Origin of the sequence: Alicyclobacillus sendaiensis NBRC 100866, assembly GCF_001552675.1 — a bacterium.
Taxonomy (GTDB): Bacteria; Bacillota; Bacilli; order Alicyclobacillales; family Alicyclobacillaceae; genus Alicyclobacillus; species Alicyclobacillus sendaiensis.
In genome coordinates this window covers 1-19,015 of record NZ_BCRQ01000054.1, presented here as the reverse complement: position 1 = coordinate 19,015, position 19,015 = coordinate 1, and the positions used below count along the sequence as shown (strand labels likewise).

The 19,015-nt window shown below is 63.2% G+C and carries 17 protein-coding genes and 1 tRNA gene; 7 read left to right on the top strand and 11 right to left on the bottom strand.

Annotated elements, in window-relative coordinates:
* The first annotated feature begins 185 nt into the window (after positions 1-185).
* On the top strand, positions 186-335 hold the full coding sequence (locus AS26_RS14465) for a hypothetical protein (protein ID WP_169793493.1): 150 nt from the start codon (positions 186-188) through the stop codon (positions 333-335).
* An 83-nt stretch (positions 336-418) separates the two neighbouring features.
* Here the strand turns inward: AS26_RS14465 and AS26_RS10745 are convergent, their stop codons facing one another.
* The 3 genes from AS26_RS10745 to pcrA all read right to left on the bottom strand — a co-directional run bounded on the left by AS26_RS10745 (position 419) and on the right by pcrA (position 6,718).
* Entirely contained in the window at positions 419-1,816 is a 1,398-nt protein-coding gene (locus AS26_RS10745; RefSeq protein WP_245629730.1) for a gluzincin family metallopeptidase, read from the bottom strand.
* A gap of 541 nt (positions 1,817-2,357) precedes the next feature.
* Positions 2,358-4,385, bottom strand: a complete 2,028-nt coding sequence (gene ligA / locus AS26_RS10740) for an NAD-dependent DNA ligase LigA (protein ID WP_174519941.1) — start codon at positions 4,383-4,385, stop codon at positions 2,358-2,360.
* 65 nt (positions 4,386-4,450) lie between these two features.
* Positions 4,451-6,718 (bottom strand): DNA helicase PcrA, encoded by a 2,268-nt coding sequence (gene pcrA, locus AS26_RS10735; protein ID WP_062309360.1) that lies wholly within the window; start codon positions 6,716-6,718, stop codon positions 4,451-4,453.
* Between the two features lie 109 nt (positions 6,719-6,827).
* On the opposite strand from pcrA, the gene AS26_RS10730 reads away from it, so the two are divergent.
* On the top strand, positions 6,828-7,331 hold the full coding sequence (locus AS26_RS10730) for a GNAT family N-acetyltransferase (RefSeq protein WP_062309358.1): 504 nt from the start codon (positions 6,828-6,830) through the stop codon (positions 7,329-7,331).
* 10 nt (positions 7,332-7,341) lie between these two features.
* Here AS26_RS10730 and AS26_RS10725 read toward each other — a convergent pair whose 3' ends face one another.
* Complete coding sequence (locus AS26_RS10725; RefSeq protein ID WP_062309356.1) at positions 7,342-7,878, bottom strand: GNAT family N-acetyltransferase; 537 nt, start codon at positions 7,876-7,878, stop codon at positions 7,342-7,344.
* Between AS26_RS10725 and AS26_RS10720 the strand changes: the two genes are divergently transcribed.
* The 3 genes from AS26_RS10720 to AS26_RS10710 all read left to right on the top strand — a co-directional run bounded on the left by AS26_RS10720 (position 7,865) and on the right by AS26_RS10710 (position 9,832).
* A complete protein-coding gene (locus tag AS26_RS10720; protein ID WP_245629728.1) occupies positions 7,865-8,668 on the top strand; it encodes a DODA-type extradiol aromatic ring-opening family dioxygenase in 804 nt (267 codons plus the stop codon). The two genes, AS26_RS10725 and AS26_RS10720, sit on opposite strands and share 14 nt — an antisense overlap.
* A 97-nt stretch (positions 8,669-8,765) precedes the next feature.
* Positions 8,766-8,841 (top strand) — tRNA-Pro (locus AS26_RS10715).
* Positions 8,842-9,067: 226 nt separating this feature from the next.
* Positions 9,068-9,832 carry an SDR family oxidoreductase gene (locus AS26_RS10710; protein WP_062309352.1) on the top strand — a complete coding sequence of 255 codons (765 nt, stop codon included), beginning with the start codon at positions 9,068-9,070 and terminating at the stop codon, positions 9,830-9,832.
* 66 nt (positions 9,833-9,898) lie between these two features.
* Here AS26_RS10710 and AS26_RS10705 read toward each other — a convergent pair whose 3' ends face one another.
* From AS26_RS10705 to AS26_RS10690, 4 genes are read right to left on the bottom strand one after another with little or no spacing between them, the layout of a single operon-like run.
* Entirely contained in the window at positions 9,899-10,210 is a 312-nt protein-coding gene (locus tag AS26_RS10705) for an iron-sulfur cluster assembly accessory protein (protein WP_062309350.1), read from the bottom strand.
* On the bottom strand, positions 10,195-11,805 hold the full coding sequence (locus tag AS26_RS10700; protein ID WP_062309348.1) for a sensor histidine kinase: 1,611 nt from the start codon (positions 11,803-11,805) through the stop codon (positions 10,195-10,197). Before AS26_RS10700 ends, AS26_RS10705 begins: the two co-directional genes overlap by 16 nt.
* Positions 11,802-12,509, bottom strand: a complete 708-nt coding sequence (locus AS26_RS10695; RefSeq protein WP_062309346.1) for a response regulator transcription factor — start codon at positions 12,507-12,509, stop codon at positions 11,802-11,804. The genes AS26_RS10700 and AS26_RS10695 overlap by 4 nt, the downstream gene beginning before the upstream one ends.
* Positions 12,445-12,906 (bottom strand): GtrA family protein, encoded by a 462-nt coding sequence (locus AS26_RS10690; protein WP_062309344.1) that lies wholly within the window; start codon positions 12,904-12,906, stop codon positions 12,445-12,447. The genes AS26_RS10695 and AS26_RS10690 overlap by 65 nt, the downstream gene beginning before the upstream one ends.
* A 227-nt stretch (positions 12,907-13,133) precedes the next feature.
* On the opposite strand from AS26_RS10690, the gene AS26_RS10685 reads away from it, so the two are divergent.
* Complete coding sequence (locus tag AS26_RS10685; protein WP_062309342.1) at positions 13,134-13,805, top strand: cobalamin B12-binding domain-containing protein; 672 nt, start codon at positions 13,134-13,136, stop codon at positions 13,803-13,805.
* The gene (locus tag AS26_RS10680; protein WP_062309340.1) at positions 13,802-14,407 is read left to right on the top strand and encodes a PAS domain-containing protein; all 606 of its coding nucleotides are present in this window, start codon (positions 13,802-13,804) and stop codon (positions 14,405-14,407) included. The genes AS26_RS10685 and AS26_RS10680 overlap by 4 nt, the downstream gene beginning before the upstream one ends.
* 83 nt (positions 14,408-14,490) lie before the next feature.
* Here AS26_RS10680 and AS26_RS10675 read toward each other — a convergent pair whose 3' ends face one another.
* From AS26_RS10675 to AS26_RS10665, 3 genes are read right to left on the bottom strand one after another with little or no spacing between them, the layout of a single operon-like run.
* Positions 14,491-18,153 carry a chemotaxis protein CheB gene (locus tag AS26_RS10675; RefSeq protein ID WP_157068486.1) on the bottom strand — a complete coding sequence of 1,221 codons (3,663 nt, stop codon included), beginning with the start codon at positions 18,151-18,153 and terminating at the stop codon, positions 14,491-14,493.
* 4 nt (positions 18,154-18,157) lie between these two features.
* A complete protein-coding gene (locus AS26_RS10670; protein WP_062309338.1) occupies positions 18,158-18,523 on the bottom strand; it encodes a globin family protein in 366 nt (121 codons plus the stop codon).
* Positions 18,520-18,825 (bottom strand): antibiotic biosynthesis monooxygenase family protein, encoded by a 306-nt coding sequence (locus AS26_RS10665; RefSeq protein WP_062309336.1) that lies wholly within the window; start codon positions 18,823-18,825, stop codon positions 18,520-18,522. The genes AS26_RS10670 and AS26_RS10665 overlap by 4 nt, the downstream gene beginning before the upstream one ends.
* Positions 18,826-19,015 lie beyond the last annotated feature (190 nt).

Genomic DNA, 19,015 nt, shown 5'->3' with positions numbered 1-19,015 from the left:
CTCCAGGGTGCCATCGGCTGGTCGTGAGGCTTGTCTGACGAAGTTCCTCTGGGGATTATAGCACAGGCCGGCCACCCATGCCGATTTTCCCCTGATGCGCGCGCCTTGTTCAGTCATGTCCCTCTCTGAGATCTCATAGACATAGAGCGAATGAAGGACCACATTTCAGGGAGGGGCCTATGACCTTGTCCATGCATGACCTGCTCGTCACCCTCGCCGTCGTCATCCCGGCCTCCTTCATCGCCGGCCGCTACTCCAACCGCATCGCGTTCTTTCACGCGCGCACGGAACAGAAGCTCACCGTCCAGGAATTTCTCCGATCTCGGCAAGGATGAGCCGCTTCACCGCCACCAACACACGGCCACCTCGCAACCTGGCGTCGCGAGGTGGCCCTTTGTTTTCTGCGGCGAAGGATGCCTTATGCGTTCTCGGCATTCAGCATGGTGAGAATCGGATCATTCGGAGCCTCATCGTGAATGGCGGTGATGGAGACGCCGAGCGCCTCCGGCAGATAGGACGGATCGTACATGGGGTTGTTTTCGAGTTCTTCCCAAGCGTTCTCGAACGTGTACAAGCCGTTCTGAATCTGAATCTCCATCTGCGCGTCCAGCAATCGCTGGCCGTCGACGTTGCCAAACCGCTGGGGCAAGAGCGACACGTACATGGTCCCCGGCGTGGCCGGGATCTTGCTCTTCTTCGTCCCGACCGACGGGAGATCGGCCTGCACCTGCCCGGACGGCATGACGACGACGTGGTGCGTGCCCGGTTCAGCCTTGAATCCGTGGCCGACGGCCTGGTTGGGCGGCTGCACGAAGATCTCGCCGTGATACGACGGCGAAATGCTCAGCTCGAGCGACGCGCCCGCGCTCGCCACGGTCGCCGACTGCTTGAGGGCTTTGGTCAATTGCGCGTTGAACGCCGAGACCGTCTCGCCATACGTGTCGTAAAACGCCTGGTTGGGGTTCTCCGTCTCGAGATGGCGAACCAGCGTTTGAATGGAGGACTTGCCGTAGTGCGCGATGAGGTAGCACACCGCGAGCCAGTCCTGAAGCTCATAGTCGTACGACTCCTGACCGGACAAAATGGCGGCCTCGCTGCCCGTCAGCGGAACCAGTTGATTGGATTGCACGACCTGCAGGATGTCCTCGGCATCCTGCTTCTCATCGCTCGCAAAATCGACGGGATTTTCAATGGCCTTCTGCCCGTTCATGCCCATGTAGACCGCCATGCCCTCATTCATCCAACTCGGAATATTCGAAATGTGCTGGTTGATGTCGACGTGCGTTAGCTCATGCGTCAACACATTGGCCAAGTCTACATCCGTCGGGTTTTGGAACAGAGGAATGACGACGGTGCTGCCAAGCGTGAAGCCGTTGGAATCCTCGGACAAGCTGGAGGCGTCCCCTGCGGATACGCCGAGCTGACGGAGCTCCGCCTGGTAGTCCGCCGCGTTCTTCACGAGCACAATGGTCGCCGTGTGGTTCATGCGGACGCCGAGGAAGGCGTGAATGCGTTGAATGGAATTCACGCGATTAAGAAGATTTTGGATGTGTGTGATCTCGGACGAAGGAATGCCGGAGCCGAAGGTGACGATTTTCACGGGGGGCCCAAAGAAGAACGGAAGCGAAAAGTGGATACCCTTGGCATCCGAGGGGTTGGACGCCGCCGCCACCTTCACCTCTTTGCCGCTATACCCCACCGAAGCCGCCTGCCGATGCACGCCCCACGTGCCATCTGATCCGTGTCCCACTGCGCCGATGGCCCCGAGTCCAACGAGGCTCGCAGCCAACACCCTGCCGATCCACCGACTGCGCATGCCTTGATCACCCTGTCGAGTTCGCGATGTCCGAACCTATGTAAGCGATTGACAACCAAATTTGTCTTCGCTGCTATGATTGTGGCAACGGAAAACCTGAATCGTCAATATGAAATTTTGCGAGATCTGCGGGAGGTCACGCTGTTCGCGCTTTTGAGGCCAGTATACCGCGGCTTGGTTACAACAAGATGACAATCGCGATAAGAAATTGTTTATGAATGATATCGAAAAGATATATTTCCCTTATCGCATGGTCCCTGGCATGATGGAGGTGCCGGGACAATCGCAGGACGCGCCTGCACAACCGCGTGCGAGCGGGCGGCTGCACCGATGTCCGAGGCGGCCCCCATCGGTGCGCCGACTCGCACGCGGGCGGTTGTCCACGGCGTCGAGGGCAGGCGCCTCCATCGCGTGGCCACCGGCGCGGCGGGAGAACCGGTGGCCAAGGCGCGGCGAAAGGCAGCATGTCGGGGACGAACACCGCAACCCATCCTCAGCCTCGGGCTGGCAACCTGCCAGCCCATTTTTTGGCCACAAGGGATCAGCGCAAGCCTGCTTCGTCCACCAAGCGCAGAAATGCTGTCTCGTCCCAGATTTCGAGGTTGGCGTCCGGGTGCGTCCGCAGGATCTCCTGCGCTTTCGCAAGCTTCGAACCGGCCTTGTCCCCCGCGATGAGCACGTCCGTCTTCGCGCTCACGCTTGAGGCGACCTTCCCACCCATCCGCTCAATCCATTCCGTCGCCTGCCTGCGATCCGCCGCCTGCAACACACCGGTCAAAACCACGGTCTTTCCCGCGAGCGGGCCGTCCGCAGGCTTCTGCGGGCCGAGGTAGCTCATGTTCACGCCCAGGTCCTTCAAATCCTGAATCAACTGCTGCACCCGGGGGGTATCGAAGTACTGGCGGATGCTCTGCGCCACCTTGGGTCCGATGTCAGGGACCGCCATCAGCTCCTCCTCGCTCGCGGCCATGAGCGCGTCCATGCTGCCGAAGTGTTCCGCCAGCGTCTTGGCCGCCTTCTCGCCCACATGGCGAATGCCGAGCCCAAACAACAGCCGCTCCAGCGAGTTCCGCTTGCTCTCCTGGATGTTGTGCAGCAGCTTATCGGCGAGCTTATCCCCCATTCGGTCCAGCTGGACGAGATCGGCCTTTCGCAGTCGATACAGATCCGCGTGCGTCCGCACCAACCCGCGGTCCACGAGGACCGTGATCCACTGCTCCCCGAGTCCCTCGATGTTCATGGCATCGCGCGAACAAAAGTGGATCAGCCCTTCGCGCAACAGAGCCGGGCAGTCGGGATTGATGCACCGCCACGCGACCTCGCCGTCCAGCCGCACGAGCGGCGATCCGCACTGAGGACACGTCTCCGGCATGCGAAATTCGGGCAGCGGCTCGGTACGGCGCTCCGGGAGGGATCGAATCACCTCGGGGATGATGTCCCCCGCCTTCTGCACCACAATCACGTCCCCCACGCGGATGTCCTTCTCGCGCACCAAGTCCTCGTTGTGCAGCGACGCCCGCGAGACCGTGGTGCCCGCGAGTTGGACGGGATCAAACACCGCGGTCGGCGTCACCACGCCCGTGCGGCCGACGTTCAGCTCAATGGCGCGCAGCGTGGTCTCCGCCTGCTCCGCCGCGTATTTGTACGCGATGGCCCAGCGCGGGCTCTTGGCGGTGGCGCCGAGGCGCGCCTGCAGCGCGAGAGAGTCGACCTTCACCACCATGCCGTCCGTCGCGTACGGAAGATCGTGCCGCTTGTCCGCCCACGCCTCAATGTAGGCGATCACGTCCTCGATGTTCGCGCACACATGCCGCTCGCGGTGCGCCGGCAGGCCGAGGCGGGCGACGTAATCCAGCGCCTGGCTGTGGGTCTCACACCCGTGCGCCTCGGCGCGCACCAGTTGGTAGACGATCACGCCGAGCCGCCGGCTCGCGGCCACGGCCGGATCGAGCTGGCGCAGCGAGCCCGCGGCCGCGTTGCGCGGATTCGCGAAGAGCGGCTCGCCCTGTTGCTCGCGGAGCTCGTTCAGCCGCAGGAACTCGCGCTTAGGCATGTACGCCTCGCCGCGCACCTCGAGCGACACGGGTTCCGCAAGCTCCAGTGGCACATTGCGGATGGTGCGGATGTTGGCCGTGATGTCCTCGCCCACCGCGCCGTCGCCGCGCGTGGCCCCGAGCACGAGCCGACCGTCCTCGTAGCGAAGGGCTACAGCCAAACCGTCGATCTTGAGCTCGCACACGTAGCGAACGCCATCCCCCACGGCCTGTCGCACGCGCCGATCCCAATCGAGCAGATCCTCCGTGGAATACGCGTTGGCCAGCGACAGCATCGGCACCTCGTGCACGACCTTGGCGAATCCTTCGAGGGCCGGGGCGCCCACCCGCTGCGTGGGCGAGGCCGGATCGACGAGCTCCGGGTACTTGCGCTCGAGCTCGATGAGATCTCGCATCAGCGCGTCCCACTCGGCGTCGGAGATCTCGGGATTGTCCTCGAGGTAGTACTTGCGATTGTGATATTCGATTTGCTCCCGGAGCACTTTGGCGCGCGCCCGGGCCTCTTCCAAGGACAGGGCCGACTTGGCGTCCACGACACCTATCACACTCCTCGACACGGACTGCATAGACTCGCATTCACTCACGGATCCACCTTGTGAATCGGCGCGAACTTGGCAAACAGCCGCTTCTCGCCAATGGGGTCTTCAAAGCGCACCACCAGTTCGAGCGACTCGCCCTCACCCGACTTGGCGACGATCACGCCGCGCCCCCACTTGCGGTGCTCGACGAGATCGCCCGGCTCGTAGGGCACGGAGAGGTCGGCGCCGAACGATCTCGGCACGCTGAGCCGCGGCGCGGATGCCGTGTCCGCCACGACGTGGGCCGACGCGCGCACGCCGGCGCGCGAATCGCGCCAGCCCATCCTGATCCTGTCCTCCTCGCCAACGCGCTCGATGTCCGAAGCGGGCATCTCCGACAGGAAGCGAGAGGGCGTGAACGAACGCCGTTCGCCGAACAGCATGCGCGATCGACACGTGGTCAAGTACAGCCGCTCCATCGCGCGAGTGATGCCGACGTAGCAGAGCCTGCGCTCCTCCTCCAGCTCCTCACCCCCGTCGAGTGCTCGGCGATGTGGAAACACACCCTCCTCGAGGCCCACCAGGAAGACCACCGGAAACTCGAGCCCCTTGGCGGCGTGCAGCGTCATCATGGACACCTCGTCCACGTCCTCCCGCCGTCCGGGGCGCCCGCCGGGGAGATCCGCGTCCGACACGAGCACGACGTGCGTGAGGAACTGTTCCAGCGCGCCCGCCTCGCCGTCCGGCACGCCCTCCTCGTCAAACTCGCGCGTGAGAGACAAAAACTCGTCGAGGTTTTCCAGGCGGTTTTCGGCGTCCACGCTGCGTTCGGCCCGCAGCGCCTCGCGATAGCCCGACCGCTCCAAGAGCTCATCCGTGAGATCCGTCAGCGGCAGGAAAGCGCGCTGAAGCTGAAGCGTCTGAATCAGATCCACGAACGACTGGAGCGCGGAGGCCGTCTTCTTCGCAATCCCCGCCTCGAGCGCGTGCAGGGCCGCCTCAAAAAGCGAGGTGCCGTGCTGACGCGCGTATTCCGCCAACTTTTCAATCGTCGTGTCGCCGATGCCGCGCTTCGGCACGTTGACCACGCGGAGGAACGAGACGTCGTCGTTCGGATTGGCGATGAGGCGCAGGTAGGCAATCACGTCCTTCACCTCGCGCCGCTCGTAGAACCGAAGTCCCCCGTAGATGCGGTACGGAATCCCGCGCTGCAGAAACGCCTCTTCCAGCACGCGGGACTGCGCATTCGTGCGGTACAGGATGGCCACGTCGCGATACTTCCGCCCGTCGGCCACCATCCGCGCAATCTCGTCCGCCACCCAGTCGGCCTCCACGCGCTCGTCCGGCGCGACGAACAGCTTCGCCCTTTCCCCTTCGCCGCGATCCGTCCACAGGTTCTTCTCGAGCCGCAGCTGATTGTGCTGGATGACCTGGTTTGCGATGCGGAGGATGCGCCCGGTCGAGCGGTAGTTTTGCTCGAGCCTGATGACGCGCGCATCCGGGTAGTCCCGCTGAAACTCGAGAATGTTGCGGATGTCGGCGCCACGCCAGCCGTAGATGGATTGATCCGAATCGCCGACGACGCACAGGTTGCGGCGGCGCTCCGAGAGCAGCTTCACCAGGACGTACTGGGCGTGGTTGGTGTCCTGGTACTCATCGACATGGATATGGCTGAATCGGTGCTGATAATACGCGAGGACATCCGGCACCTTGCGGAAAAGCTCGACCGTCTTCGCGAGGAGGTCATCGAAATCGAGCGCCTGGTTTTCGCGCAGCCGCCGCTCGTACGCCAAGTACACGTCGCCTACCATTTTGTCGTACGGCGATCCGGCGAGATCGAGCGCCTTCTCGGCCGAGCGCAGCTCGTTCTTGTGCTGGCTGATGGCGGCAAGCACCGCCCTCGGCTCGAACCGCTTGACGTCGATGTTCATCTCCTGCATCAGACGGCGGACGAGGGCGACCTGGTCCGAGGCATCGAGGACCGTGAAGGCCGACGTGTACCCCAGGTAGTGAATGTCGCGCCGCAGAATGCGGGCGCACATGGCGTGGAAGGTCGACGTCCAGATGTCGGAGGCCGCAGGCCCGACCAGGCGCTCGATGCGCTGCTCCATCTCCCGCGCCGCCTTGTTCGTAAACGTGATGGCGAGAATAGCCCACGGCGGCACGCGGCGCTCGGCGATGAGGTACGCAATCCGCCGCGTCAAGACGCTCGTCTTGCCGCTTCCCGCGCCGGCAATCACGAGCACCGGCCCGTCCGTCGCCGTGACCGCCTCCCGCTGCCTTTCGTTGAGTCCACTCAAGATGTCGCTCGCGCCCGCCGTGGCCACCATCCATCACCCTTTTCGCGCACGGTTGTGTTATTGATCAGTATAGCAGGTCTGTCCAACGAATGCGATCAAGTGTTCGCATCGAAGGGCTGTGCGCAGGAGCGATGAACCCATGGAGCTTTCGCGGACTCACCACCCCATTCAAGTGATTCGCCCGCCGCGAGAGGCGGATCGACAGTGGCTCCTCGACTTATGGAACCGCGAATGGGGCGGCGAAACGATGGTTTCGCGCGGCAGGGTGTACCGACTGGAGGATGTCGAAGCCCTCATCGCGGTGCAGGGCGGCGCCTACGTCGGTGCCGCCACGTTCGTGGTCCTGGACGAAGAATGTGAGCTGCTGAGTCTCAACAGCTTAGCGGAAGGCATTGGCATTGGAACGCGACTGCTCCAGGAGGTCGAAGATGCGGCGCAACGGGCAGGCGTCAGGCGCGTGACGCTCATCACATCGAACGACAACCTGAAAGCGATGCGATTCTACCAGCGGCGCGGCTACCGGTTTCACGCCGTGCACGTGGGCGCCATCGACGAGGCGCGGAAGCGAAAGCCGTCGATTCCCCACCTCGGCCTCGATGGCATTCCGCTGCACGACGAGATCGAGATGCGAAAAGTTTGGTAGGCGCCTGGCGTCACCGGGCTTGCGCGCTTGGCCATTCTGCCGCGAGCATGCTGTACACGGCGTGATCGACGTAGTGGTCGTACAGCCACTCGGCTTGTCGTTTGCAGCCTTCGTACTGGAAGCCAAGCCGTTCCGCTACGGCCCTGCTCCTGTGGTTGCCTGTCGCGGCGTGGATTTCGACGCGATGGAGGCCGTATTCGCGAAACAGGCTGTCGATCACGGCTTGACACGAGCGCGTCATGATGCCCTTGCCCTGAAATCGCTCGCCCAGCCCATAGCCATGACTCGTCGCTCGATTGTGCCAGTCGATGAAGTGCACGCCCAGCGCACCGGCGATGTCGCCGCGGTACCACAGACCAATCTCTGCGCCGTTCTGCGCCGCATATCGTTGGAGGCCCGACAGAATAAAGGCTCGCGTGTCCTCCGAACTCTGGTTGGCATCCAGAAACGGCAGCCACTCGCGCAGGTAGGCGCGCGACTCGTCCATCTGAAGGGAGAAGAACGATTCCTCCCACAAGGAGAGAAGTCGCCTTATGACGTATGGCATGCCAAGCCTGTTTATCGCCCATGGCTCACCGTTGCTCGCTATCGAGGACAGCGTCTGCGGGCGTTACCTGGATGGGTTGTCGCGCCATCTCCCTGTTCCTCGCTCCATCGTCGTGTTCAGCGCCCATTGGACCGAAGGATGTCAGACCATCTCGGCGTCGCCGCAGCCCGATACCCTGTACGACTTCTACGGCTTCCCAGAGGCGCTGTACCAGATCCGATATCCGGCCCCGGGAGACCCGGCGCTCGCCGCGCGAATCCAAGAGCTTCTCGTGAGCGCCGGGATCGAAGCGCGCCTCGACCCGTCGCGCGGCTTCGACCACGGCGTCTGGACGATTCTGTCTCGCATCTTCCCGGATGCGTCCATCCCGGTGGTCTCGATGTCCGTCGATCCGGCGCTTCGCCCGGAACATCAGTTCCAAATTGGCCAGGCGCTCGCGCCCCTCAGACAGAAGGGCGTTTTGATCATCGGAAGCGGTGCGACGGTGCACAACCTGCGCATGCTCCGATGGGACCGGGAGGACGGCCAAGCGGAAGCCTGGGCCGAGGCGTTCGAGCGCTGGCTCGAGTCTCGGATCACCGAGGGGGACCTCGATGCGCTGTTCGCCTACCGCGAAGAGGCACCGTATGCGGATTGGGCCGCGCCTAGGTGGGGCGCCGAGCACTTGGCCCCGCTCTTTTACGCGATGGGTGCCAGCCACGAGCAGCCGAAAGGGCGGCTTTTGCATCGCGACTGGCAATACGGATCGCTCGCCAGCAGCATCTACGCGTTTGGTGAGCCTGTCCGATAGAAGACATCTCGGGCATCTCGTTTCCACAAAAAGGACTTGACGAGGAATGTGCCCTCTGCTATATTCATTGCTGTCCGCTTTGAAGGTTAGACAGCGACGGAATGTAGCTCAGGTGGTAGAGCGCACGGTTCGGGACCGTGAGGTCGCAGGTTCGAGTCCTGTCATTCCGACCACTCCAACCGCCGCGCCGCATGGCGCGTGCGGTTTGTAAGTCTCCGGCAGGGCCGCGCACGAGTGCGCGGCTTTTTTTGTGCACTCGACTCGTTTTCACCGCTTGGCCGTCGCCGGTGCCCCCCCATCGCCTCCGCAGCCGAGAGACCTCCTTGTTCGCAGGATTCGGGGACATGATCGCAAAATCTTTCAACGAAAAAATTTTTCACCCAAAAGGAGGTCTTCCTCATGCGCCTGGAAGATCGCGTCGCGGTCATCACCGGCGCGGCGTCTGGCATGGGCCGCGCGATGGCCGTGCTGTTTGCGAAGGAGGGCGCCCGCGTGCTCGCCGCCGACATCGCCGCTCAAGGCCTGGAATCGGTCGCAGACGAAATCCGCCGCGCGGGCGGCCGCGCCGAGACCTGCGTCGCCAACGTGGCGTCGGCGACCGACGTGGACGGGATGATCCAGCAGGCCGTGGACCTGTTCGGCGGGATCGACATCCTCGTCAACAACGCGGGGATCATGGACGGCATGAAAGCCGCTCACGAAGTCACGGACGAGCTGTGGGAACGCGTCTTTGCGGTCAACGTCACGGGCCCGATGCGCGCCATCCGCCGGTCCCTGCCCCTGATGATGGACAAGGGGCGCGGGGCCATCGTCAACATCGCGTCGGTCGGCGGCCTGTTTGGATCCCGCGCCGGGGCGGCCTACACCGCCTCGAAGCACGCCCTCGTCGGCCTGACCAAAAACGTCGCCTACCAGTATGCGCGCTTCGGCATCCGCTGCAACGCCATCGCGCCAGGCGGCGAGGAGACCAACATCATGGGTTCGAGCCCCGACGTCGATCCGGCCTCCCTCGGGGTCCAGGCGGCCATGGCGGGGATGAGCCTCAACCCGCGCACCGGCAAGCCCGAAGAAATCGCCCAGGTGGCGCTGTTCCTCGCGTCCGACGAGGCGAGCTTCGTGAACGGGGCCGTCGTGGTCGCCGACGCGGGCTGGACGGCCTATTGATACCTTCGGGTCACGTCCGCCCAAACCAAAGCCGCCACGGCGGAAGCGAAGGCCGTGGCGGCTCGGTCACATCTCCACGCGAATGTTGTGCGCCAGCGTCTCGTGCGGCGAGCGCAGCACCAACCCGCTCAACGGGACGTAATCGAGCACGAGCGGCCCCTCCTCGCTTAGCAGTTGTTGCGCCTCCTCGTCCACGCGCACGTCGTACCCCAGCGATACGGCGAGCGGCGGCGCGCCGTCCGCAATCATGTGAATGTCCATCTGGCAGGCGCAGCTCACGTGCGCCTCGATGTCGGCCGTGAGCCGCAGCCGGCTGCCTTCCGGCACGCCCAAGGCCACAAGCCGCGATTTCGCCGCATCCGTCACTTGGACTTCCATGCCCGTCCCTCCTCCGTTCCACGTCGATTCGGGCGAGCCGCGGGCAGCGTCACCGTGAACACCGCACCCTCGCCGGGTTCGCTCTCGCACTCGATCCGCCCGCCGTGCGCCTCCACAATCGCCTTGCAGATGGCGAGCCCGAGGCCCGCGCCGCCCTTCTCGCGCGATCTCGCCTCGTCCACGCGATAGAATCGCTCAAACACGTGCGGCTGATGCGCCTTGGGGATCCCGACGCCATTATCCGCCACCGCGAGCTTCGCCTCAGCCTCATCCCCCCGCACAGAGATGACAATGTGGCCGCCCTCTGCCGGCGTGTGCTGCGCGGCGTTTTGCACCAGGTTGAACAGCACCTGCTTCAAGGCGTCCGGGTCCGCGTGGACGGCCGGATCGCCCTCAATGCGATACGTCAGCTCGCGAGGGCCGCAAAGCCCGCGCCACAGCGCGTCGAGCGACATCACCAGCGTCCCGAGCCGCACATCCTCCCGCTTGTCGCTCGCCCACGACGCGCGCACGTCCTCGGCCCGCGCAAGCCTGAGCATCTGCTCGACCAAGCCCGCAAGGCGCTTGGCTTCGCCGTGCATCTGCTGGAGCGCATCCCGCCACTCCTCCTCCGTGAAGTCCCCGCCTTTTTGCAGCACCTCCAGGTAGCCGCTGAGCGCGGTGAGCGGCGTGCGCAGCTCGTGCGAGGCGTCCGCCACAAACTGCCGCATGCGCTCCTTCGCGTCTCGCTCCGCCCGAAACGCGCGCCCCAAGCGGTCCAGCATGCCGTTGAACGATGCGGCGAGCGATCGCACCTCGGCCTGCATGCCTGGCCGGACCTCAAACCGCTCGTCGAGATTGCCGGCGTCAATGCGCTGGGCGTGCTCCACCACGCGGTGCAGCGGGACGAGCGCCCTGCGGATGAGCGCCCGGTAGGCGGCGAGCGCAGCCACCAGGACCGCAAACGCCACCACGCCGTAAAGGAGCATCTGCCGCGCGACCATGGCGTCGATCTCGCTCGTTGGCACGCTCACCTGCGCCAAGCCGAGCGGCCGATCCGGCGGCCCGATGAGGGCTGTGACGACGAGATCGCGCCCATGGCTCGTCGAGGCGAGCTGGTACGCCGACGCCGGCACGCCGAAATTGAGCATAGCCTCATACGTCTCACGCGACAGCACAGGCAGCCCGTGCGGCGCGTAGATGGAGTGCACTTGGCCGGAGGGATCCACGTACGCGAGGCTGCCGTGCGCGGCGAGAAACGGCAGGGGGCCGAGCCGAAACGGCGGCCCCGAGGTGGCCGAGGACCCGGACGGACTCGCGAGCCACACCCACGCCTCCGCCGGGACGTTCATGAGCTCCTGGTGGAGCGATCTCGCCGTCTCCGCGAACAGAAATTGGCGCAAGAACAGCGCCTGAAGGGCGCCGACAAGCGCAATGGCCGCGATGATCACCGCGTAGGTGAGGATGGAGAGATGGAGCGCGAGCGTCGCCGAGCGCAGCCTGAAGTACGCGCGGAGCATCCCGGTCCTCAGGCGGCGAACGAAAGCGCGCGCCCCCGCGGCGGCCCGCCCGGCCGTCGCCCCGGCGCGCTCCACCAAGCGCCCCAGGCCGTTCATGGGAGATCCACCCGGTAACCCTGGCCGCGGAGCGTGCGAATGAGGGTCCGGTCGCGATCGCCAAGCTTCTCGCGCAACGCGCTGATGTAGACTTCGACGATGTTGTCCTGTCCGTTGAAATCGTAGCCCCAGACGTGATCGAGGATTTGAGCCTTGCTGAGCACTAGGCCGTGATTCTGAAGGAGGTAGCGCAACAACTCGTACTCGGTCGATGACAGTTTCAAAGGCGCCCCGCGATACCGGATCTCCTTGCGCGCGTCGTCGACGACGAACGGGCCGAACGCCTGCTGCATGAGCACCTGAGGAAACTGGGTTCGGACGCGCGCTTGAATGCGGGCAAGCAGTTCTTCAAAGCTGAACGGCTTGACGACGTAGTCGTCCGCACCTCCCACGAGCCCTCGGACTCGATCGTCCACGGCGTCTCGCGCCGTCAGCAGAATGACGGCGACGTTGCCCATGGCCTTGAGCATTTTACACACCTCGAATCCGTCCGGGCCGGGCATCATGATGTCGAGGATGCAGACGTGCGGCATCGACTCGCGCGCCATGGCCACGGCCTCCACCCCCTCGCGAGCGGTCTGCACCAGGTACCCTTCTCGCCGCAGGCCAAACTCCAAGAACTTGACGATGCTCGGCTCGTCATCGACGACGAGCACCCGAACCTTCGACGGATCGTAGAGCAGCGTTCGCTTGTCCACCGACATCTCGCCAAACCCACCATTTCGATCCCGCGAAATTGAGCGCCAGCGTCCCAAGGGTCACGATGGCCTTCGCCGCAAACAGCGGCCAATCCGCGCGCGTGAGCACGCGCATGGCGGCGACGGAAAGGATGAGCGACGCGCCGTTGACCGCCAAGAACCGGACGATCTCGCCGATGCGGAGCGCGCCGGCGCGGAACGTCACGCCGCGATTCCACGCGAAACTGTTCACCATTCCACATGAATAGGATATCACCTGGGCCACAGGGGCGGCGACGTGGCACAGCGCCGCCAGCACCAGGAACACCCCCGCATCGACGCACGTGTTGAGCAAACCAACCGCGGCAAACACCGCAAACTGCCGCGGCGCCTGCGCGCTCTGCCTCTGGCTCGCTGTTCTCACCGCATGTCACCCCCGCCATCGTCCACCCGTTAGCCTAACGGCGGGAGCTGAACGGAGGCTGAACGCATTCTGAAACTCGACTGAAGAAATGCTGCCGGAAATAATGCTGTCGGATTCGACAAAATGCGCTATTGATCTCGAATCCGACAGGGACGTATGCTAATGCCAGTTGCTTGTCCCGGCACGGCCAACGTGCGCTCGCACCCACGAGGTAGGTGTTCGACTCGATGCTGTCCGTGTCCAAACTCGTGGAAGCCCTGCTCGAAGGTGATGAAGCGCGAGCCTGGGCCATCGTCGACGCGCACGCCAGGGGCGGCGCGAACAGCGCGTACATCTTCGACGCGCTGCTGGGCGGCGCCATGGTGAGAATCGGTGAGCTTTGGGAAATGAACGCCATCTCCGTCGCGGACGAGCACCTCGCAAGTTCTGTCTGTGAGCGGCTGATGCAGCGCTACGAGAGCGCGTACGTGGAGAAGCCAGAGGGCCCTCCCCGCGGCAGGGCCATGCTGTTTTGCGTCGAGGGCGAACAGCATGATCTGGGGTTGAAGATGGTCGCCACCGCATTTCGCGAGGCGGGATATGAGACGCGCGCGTACGGCCGGAATCTCCCACTGGAGTATGCCCGGCTCGCGGCCATGCGCTGGCATCCGGATATCGTCGGCATTTCCATATCGATCATCTATCACCTCCCGAAATTGAAAGCGTATGTAGAGGCGTTGGACGCGCTCGCATACCGACCTCAGATCGTGGTGGGAGGCAGGCTCGCCCGCCTGTACGATTTACGGCCGTACGTCAACGCCAGAACGCTGGTGTTTCCGGACATCCTCACGCTGCAATCGTGGCTGGAGTCGCCGCGCGCAGTTCCAACATCGTCGCACTGGGGAGCAAGTGAAACATGAGCGTACTTGATCATTTGCCCATTCCGACCTTCTGCATCACGGAGCACTACGCTGTGGTTGGCGCGTCGCAAACCGCCCGACAAGCTTTCGTCGAAGGCAAACACCTCCTCGACATCGTCGACGCGGGCAGCGCTGAGAAACTGAAGCGCTTTGTCCGCCCGGCCATGTCCGGCATCAGGGTGGAACTCAATTTTCTCACCCCCAATGGCATCGGCCTCTTTGACGTGTATCAGCGATGGAGAAACGAGGGCGGAGAGGCCATCGGCTACTTGACCTGTGTGCCGCGCCAGTCGGACTTGAACGAGGTCATCGAATCGGTGACCAGGCTGGACAAGCGCCTGCCAAAGCGGCATCCGGGCGGACTTCGGCTCGTCGAACCCGCGCCTTCCGCGCCGTCGATTTGGGAGCACGTCGATCATTCGCTGCGAACGGTTGAGGAGCTCGTCGGCATGTTGCGCGCCGATTTGATTGAGCTCGGCAAGGGCGTCTATGCGGAGCTCGTGTTCAAGGAATTGGACAGCCTGCGGCAGATCATCGCCGCAGAAGGCGGACGCCGCGGCGACAGGCCGGCGTTGCTCGCGCCGGGCGCGGTTTCCCGCTGACCTGCGGGCGTCCCTAACATGCGGGGGTTGCGCGCGAAGCGCAACCCCCGCGCTTGGAGATGAGATGACCAACACCCCAGTGCTCAGGGCGTCGCCGCATCCGCCTCCGGTTGCGCTGGCTTCGGTTCTCCTTTGCGGTAGTGCGCGTAGGGATCAAACTGAAGCGGCAGGCGGACGGTGACCGTCGTTCCCTCGCCCTCCTTGCTCTCGAACCGAATGGTGCCCCCGTGCTGTTCGACAATCTTGAAGCTCACCATGAGCCCCAGCCCCGTTCCCTTGTCCTTGGTGGTATAGAAGGGCTCTCCGAGCTTCGCGAGCTTCTCCTCCGGGATCCCGACCCCTTCATCGCGCACGCGAATCACGACATCATCCCCCTGGCGCTCCACGGTGATGCGAATGGTGCCGCCTTTCGGCATCGCCTCGATGGCATTTTTCAGCAGGTTGATGAACACCTGCTTGATCTGATTCTCCACGCACAAGACCTCGATGGGCTCCTCCGGCATCCACAGCTCGATATCCACGTGCGTCAACAGCGCCTGCGTCTCGAGCAGCATGACGACGTCGCGAAGCACATCGACGATTTTGCATCGCTCGAACTGGACAGCCTGCGGCTTCGAAAGCACGAGCAGCTCATTGACGATGGTCTCAATGCGATCCAGTTCACCGCGCATGATCTCCAGATACGACTCGCTGTGCGAACCGCTCAGGATGAGCTTTGTGAACCCCTTCAGCGCCGTCAGCGGGTTTCGGATCTCGTGCGCGATGCCTGCAGCCAACTCGCCGACGGCCGAAAGCATTTCCGATTTGCGCAACAGCTCCTCCGTATAGCGAAACTCCGTGACATCTTCGGCGGCCTTGAGGTAATGAATGATCTTCCCCTCGTCGTCGAGGATGGGGACCAGCGAAAGCTGTTCCCAATACACGGACCCGTCCTTGCGGCGGCTCGGAAGCTCGCCTGTCCATCGCTCACCCGCCTGCAACTTCTCCCAGATAGCGGCGAAATCCAGCTGCTTGGCCTGCCAATCGTTGAGGTCCCTTAGATGCTTCCCCACGGCCTCTTCGGACGTAAACCCCGTGCACTCGCAAAATTTTGGATTCACGTACTCAATGTTTCCGTCGACGTCGGTGATGACCACAATCGAAGGACTCTGCTCGACCGCGTACGACAGCTTCCGCAGCTCCTCGTTCATCTTCTTCATCTTGGTGACATCGACAAAGGTGAAGACGACGCCCTTGATGGCGTGATCCGAGGTCCTGTAGGGCAAGATCCGCACGGCATACCATGCGCCCGATCTCGACGGCACCTCGCGCTCCACCGGTTCCCCTGTCTCAAGCACCCGCTTGGCGTCCTCAATCATCTCGTCGTACTGCAGGTGATGAGAGATATGTTCGATTGGGCGGCCGACGTCGATGTCGAGCAGGTGGAACTCCTTCGTCAAAGCCGGCGTGTACCGCTTCACCTTCAGCTCGCGATCCAAAAACAGCGTGCCGATCTCCGTGCTCGACAGAAAGTTGTCAAGATCGTTCGTCAGCTCGGTCAGCTGCTGGATGTTCAACTGGTACTCCGCGTTGATGGTCAAAAGCTCCTCGTTCACCGAATGAAGCTCTTCGTTCGTCGACTGGAGTTCTTCGTTCGCCGCGACAATTTCCTCGTTGGTGGCTTGAAGCTCCTCATTCGACGTCTCGAGCTCCTCGACCGTCACCTGCAGCTTTTCCTGATACATCTGCAGTTCCCGCTCGAGTTCGATCACGTGCTGGCTGACGCTCGACACCATGTCGTCGACGGCGTACACCTCAGCCTCGCGCGAATCTGGCTCGTGAAACAAGACGAGGCTGTAGCCGCGGAAGCGATCGGACTTCTGCGAAAGCGGGCGGATGACGAGCTTCACGGGCGGCACCGCGGGATCGTCGCTCCACTTCAGGCGGTCGTACACCACTTCGCGGCTGCCCTTTTTCAGCTTGCTCACCCCGGTCGCAATGGCGACCGAGATGGTCGATGGAAACATCTTGTGGACGTTGTTGCTCGGGCGCCCGCTGGCGAGCGACAGATAGCGGTTGACATCGCCATGGAGCGATACGACGTCGTTCTTTTCGTCGAGCACCACGCACGGCGGCATGTGTTCTTCCACGAACACGCGGTACAGCTCGTCGGCGTGCGGTTCCTCCGCCCTTGCCGTCGGCCAAGGCTCCGCATGCGCGCGGCGTTCGCTCACGTGCATCGCCGGCAGACTCGCCGCCTTGACCGGCACCGTCACCGGCGGGACCAGAGGCCGGCGCGCGGAGCGAGCGGCATCGTGATGCTGGTAGATGTTCCACTTGGCGTTGACCGGCACAAAGGTGTTGGACATGCGGCCGATGCTCTCGCTGGGGCCCAGGAACAAAAACCCCTTCGGATGCAGCGCAAAATGGAACAAGCTCAGGACCCGCTCCTGGATCTCGCGCTTCAAGTAGATAATCATATTTCGACACGAGATGAGATCCGTGTTGATGAACGGCGGGTCCTTCGTGATGTTGTGCGACGCGAAGATGACCATCTTGCGGATCTCGGGCTTGACGCGGTATCCGCTCTCGCAAGGGACGAAAAACTTTCGCAGCCGCTCGTGGCTGACCTGTTTCTCGATTTCGCGCGCATAGACGCCGTTGGAGGCGAAGGCGATGGCGTCGCGATCGAGATCCGTGGCGAAAATCTTGACGTTGTAAATTTGGCCCGTCGACTCCATGAACTCCTGCAGTAAAATCGCGTGCGAGTACGCCTCCTCGCCCGTCGAGCAGCCCGCGACCCAAAAGCGAATCTCACGCTCGAGCTGGCGGTTGGCGAAAATCTGCGGCAACACCTCTTGAAAGATGAATTGAAACGCCTGTGGATCCCGAAAGAAGCTCGTCACGCCGATGAGGAGATCCTTGTGCAGCGCCTCGACGGCTTTCGGATTTTGTCGCAGGGCTGCGAGATACTGTTGCACGTCCGCGATGCTCTCGATGCCCATCCGCCGGCGCAAGCGGCGGATCACGCCGTCGCGCTTGTAGACCGAATAGTCAATGCCGGTTGCGGCCCTCAGGATGGCCAGAAGCTCGATGTAGTGCTCGTCGTCGACGAGAGCGTCGTCCTCCTCGCCCTCGGCGTCTCGCGGTGTGACGGGCGGGCGCGCCACGGACTCCGCGCCCGCCGCAATCCGCGCCAGCTCTTGGGCGATGCCGTCCGGAGGCAGCACGGCATCGACCGCGCCCGTGGCCACGGCGCTCTTCGGCATGCCGTCAAATTTGGCGGTGTCGTCTTGAACAAACACGCGCCCACCCTGTTGCTTCACGCGCACGACCCCGCGGGAGCCATCACTGCCCGTCCCTGAAAGGATCACAGCCACCGCCTTGTGCGAAGCGTAGTCGGCGATGGACTGGAGGCACCCATCGATGGGAAGATGGAGTTCGCCCTTGACCGAGAGGTGATCTTGCACCACAAGCCGCCCACCTTCGACGAACACGTTCTTGCGGGGCGGATTGAGATACACCGTATTGGGTTCGAGCGGCATCCCATCCTCGGCTTGCTTCACGCGCATCGACGTGTGCGCTCCGAGAAGCTCCACCATGAAGCTCCGGTAGTTCGGAGATAGGTGTTGGATGACGACGAAGGCCATCCCGGTGTTCGGCGACAAGTGGTCGAACAGGGTGGTGAGCGCCTCCAACCCTCCCGCCGAGGCGCCAATCCCCACGACGTGAAAGGGCGCCTCGGTCCTCTGCGTGCTCTGCGCCATGCGTCTACTCACCTCGCCTCCTGAGGGTGTCCATGGCCACCCGAAGGCTCTCCTCGTACGTGCGCCGCTCCTCGTCGCCAAGTTCGGGCACGCCGGAAAGCGTCGCGGCCAGACGTTCCAGGTTGTCCAAGAGGTGCGCCGTTTGCATGCCATGTGCCCTCAAAATGCCATCCAGCCATCGCACGTAATCGACGAAGAATTGCGAATCGCGAAGCTCAAAGCACGTGCGAAGATGGCGAATGTGATGGAGGTTGTCCTCCAGGCACTTTTCCTTCCCGCGCTGACCATATCGCTCGTACAGATCCGGGTGATCTCGGTACATGGCTTCGACGACGGAAGCCGCCCAGTCGGCCATCACGGCCTCTCTCACGTGGCGACCACCTCGTACTTGCGCACGAGCGGTTTCACGGCGGGAAAGCCCGCGGCAATGAGCTCGCGCTCGCGCGCGTGCACCCTCCGAAAATCCTCGCTTCGCGCCCAGTTCAAGTAATCGGCTTTGGACATCCATGTCAATTGAACCGTCAGTTCGTTGCGGCGGTGTTCATTCCTCAAAAGCGCAAAGGAAACAAAACCCGGCCACTGGTCGACGAGCCGGGATCGATCTCGATAGAGCGCGATAACGTCCTCCATCCACTCGTCCGGCACGACAATCGTGGAATACACGACATACATCTGACAAACCGTCCTTTGAGTTGATGAAGTTCCTGAAATCATTATGAGGGATCCCCCGCGGCTTGTCACGTGGCCGTGGCGCGGGACGGGCCGAGCGGGCAGAGATTCCCCATCGCAGAACGACGGCACGGGCGAGGACAGTCCTGAACGAAGTCTGACACCTAGGCGCCCCTGGCGAGCTATGGGCGGC

Excerpts from the sequence above, each read along its gene's own strand:
- AS26_RS10745 (WP_245629730.1), bottom strand. The coding sequence starts at position 1,816 with ATGCGCAGTCGGTGGATCGGCAGGGTGTTGGCTGCGAGCCTCGTTGGA.
- pcrA (WP_062309360.1), bottom strand. The coding sequence starts at position 6,718 with ATGGTGGCCACGGCGGGCGCGAGCGACATCTTGAGTGGACTCAACGAA.
- AS26_RS10730 (WP_062309358.1), top strand. The coding sequence starts at position 6,828 with ATGGAGCTTTCGCGGACTCACCACCCCATTCAAGTGATTCGCCCGCCG.
- AS26_RS10720 (WP_245629728.1), top strand. The coding sequence starts at position 7,865 with ATGACGTATGGCATGCCAAGCCTGTTTATCGCCCATGGCTCACCGTTG.
- AS26_RS10725 (WP_062309356.1), bottom strand. The coding sequence starts at position 7,878 with ATGCCATACGTCATAAGGCGACTTCTCTCCTTGTGGGAGGAATCGTTC.
- AS26_RS10710 (WP_062309352.1), top strand. The coding sequence starts at position 9,068 with ATGCGCCTGGAAGATCGCGTCGCGGTCATCACCGGCGCGGCGTCTGGC.
- AS26_RS10705 (WP_062309350.1), bottom strand. The coding sequence starts at position 10,210 with ATGGAAGTCCAAGTGACGGATGCGGCGAAATCGCGGCTTGTGGCCTTG.
- AS26_RS10700 (WP_062309348.1), bottom strand. The coding sequence starts at position 11,805 with ATGAACGGCCTGGGGCGCTTGGTGGAGCGCGCCGGGGCGACGGCCGGG.
- AS26_RS10695 (WP_062309346.1), bottom strand. The coding sequence starts at position 12,509 with ATGTCGGTGGACAAGCGAACGCTGCTCTACGATCCGTCGAAGGTTCGG.
- AS26_RS10685 (WP_062309342.1), top strand. The coding sequence starts at position 13,134 with ATGCTGTCCGTGTCCAAACTCGTGGAAGCCCTGCTCGAAGGTGATGAA.
- AS26_RS10680 (WP_062309340.1), top strand. The coding sequence starts at position 13,802 with ATGAGCGTACTTGATCATTTGCCCATTCCGACCTTCTGCATCACGGAG.
- AS26_RS10675 (WP_157068486.1), bottom strand. The coding sequence starts at position 18,153 with ATGGCGCAGAGCACGCAGAGGACCGAGGCGCCCTTTCACGTCGTGGGG.
- AS26_RS10665 (WP_062309336.1), bottom strand. The coding sequence starts at position 18,825 with ATGTATGTCGTGTATTCCACGATTGTCGTGCCGGACGAGTGGATGGAG.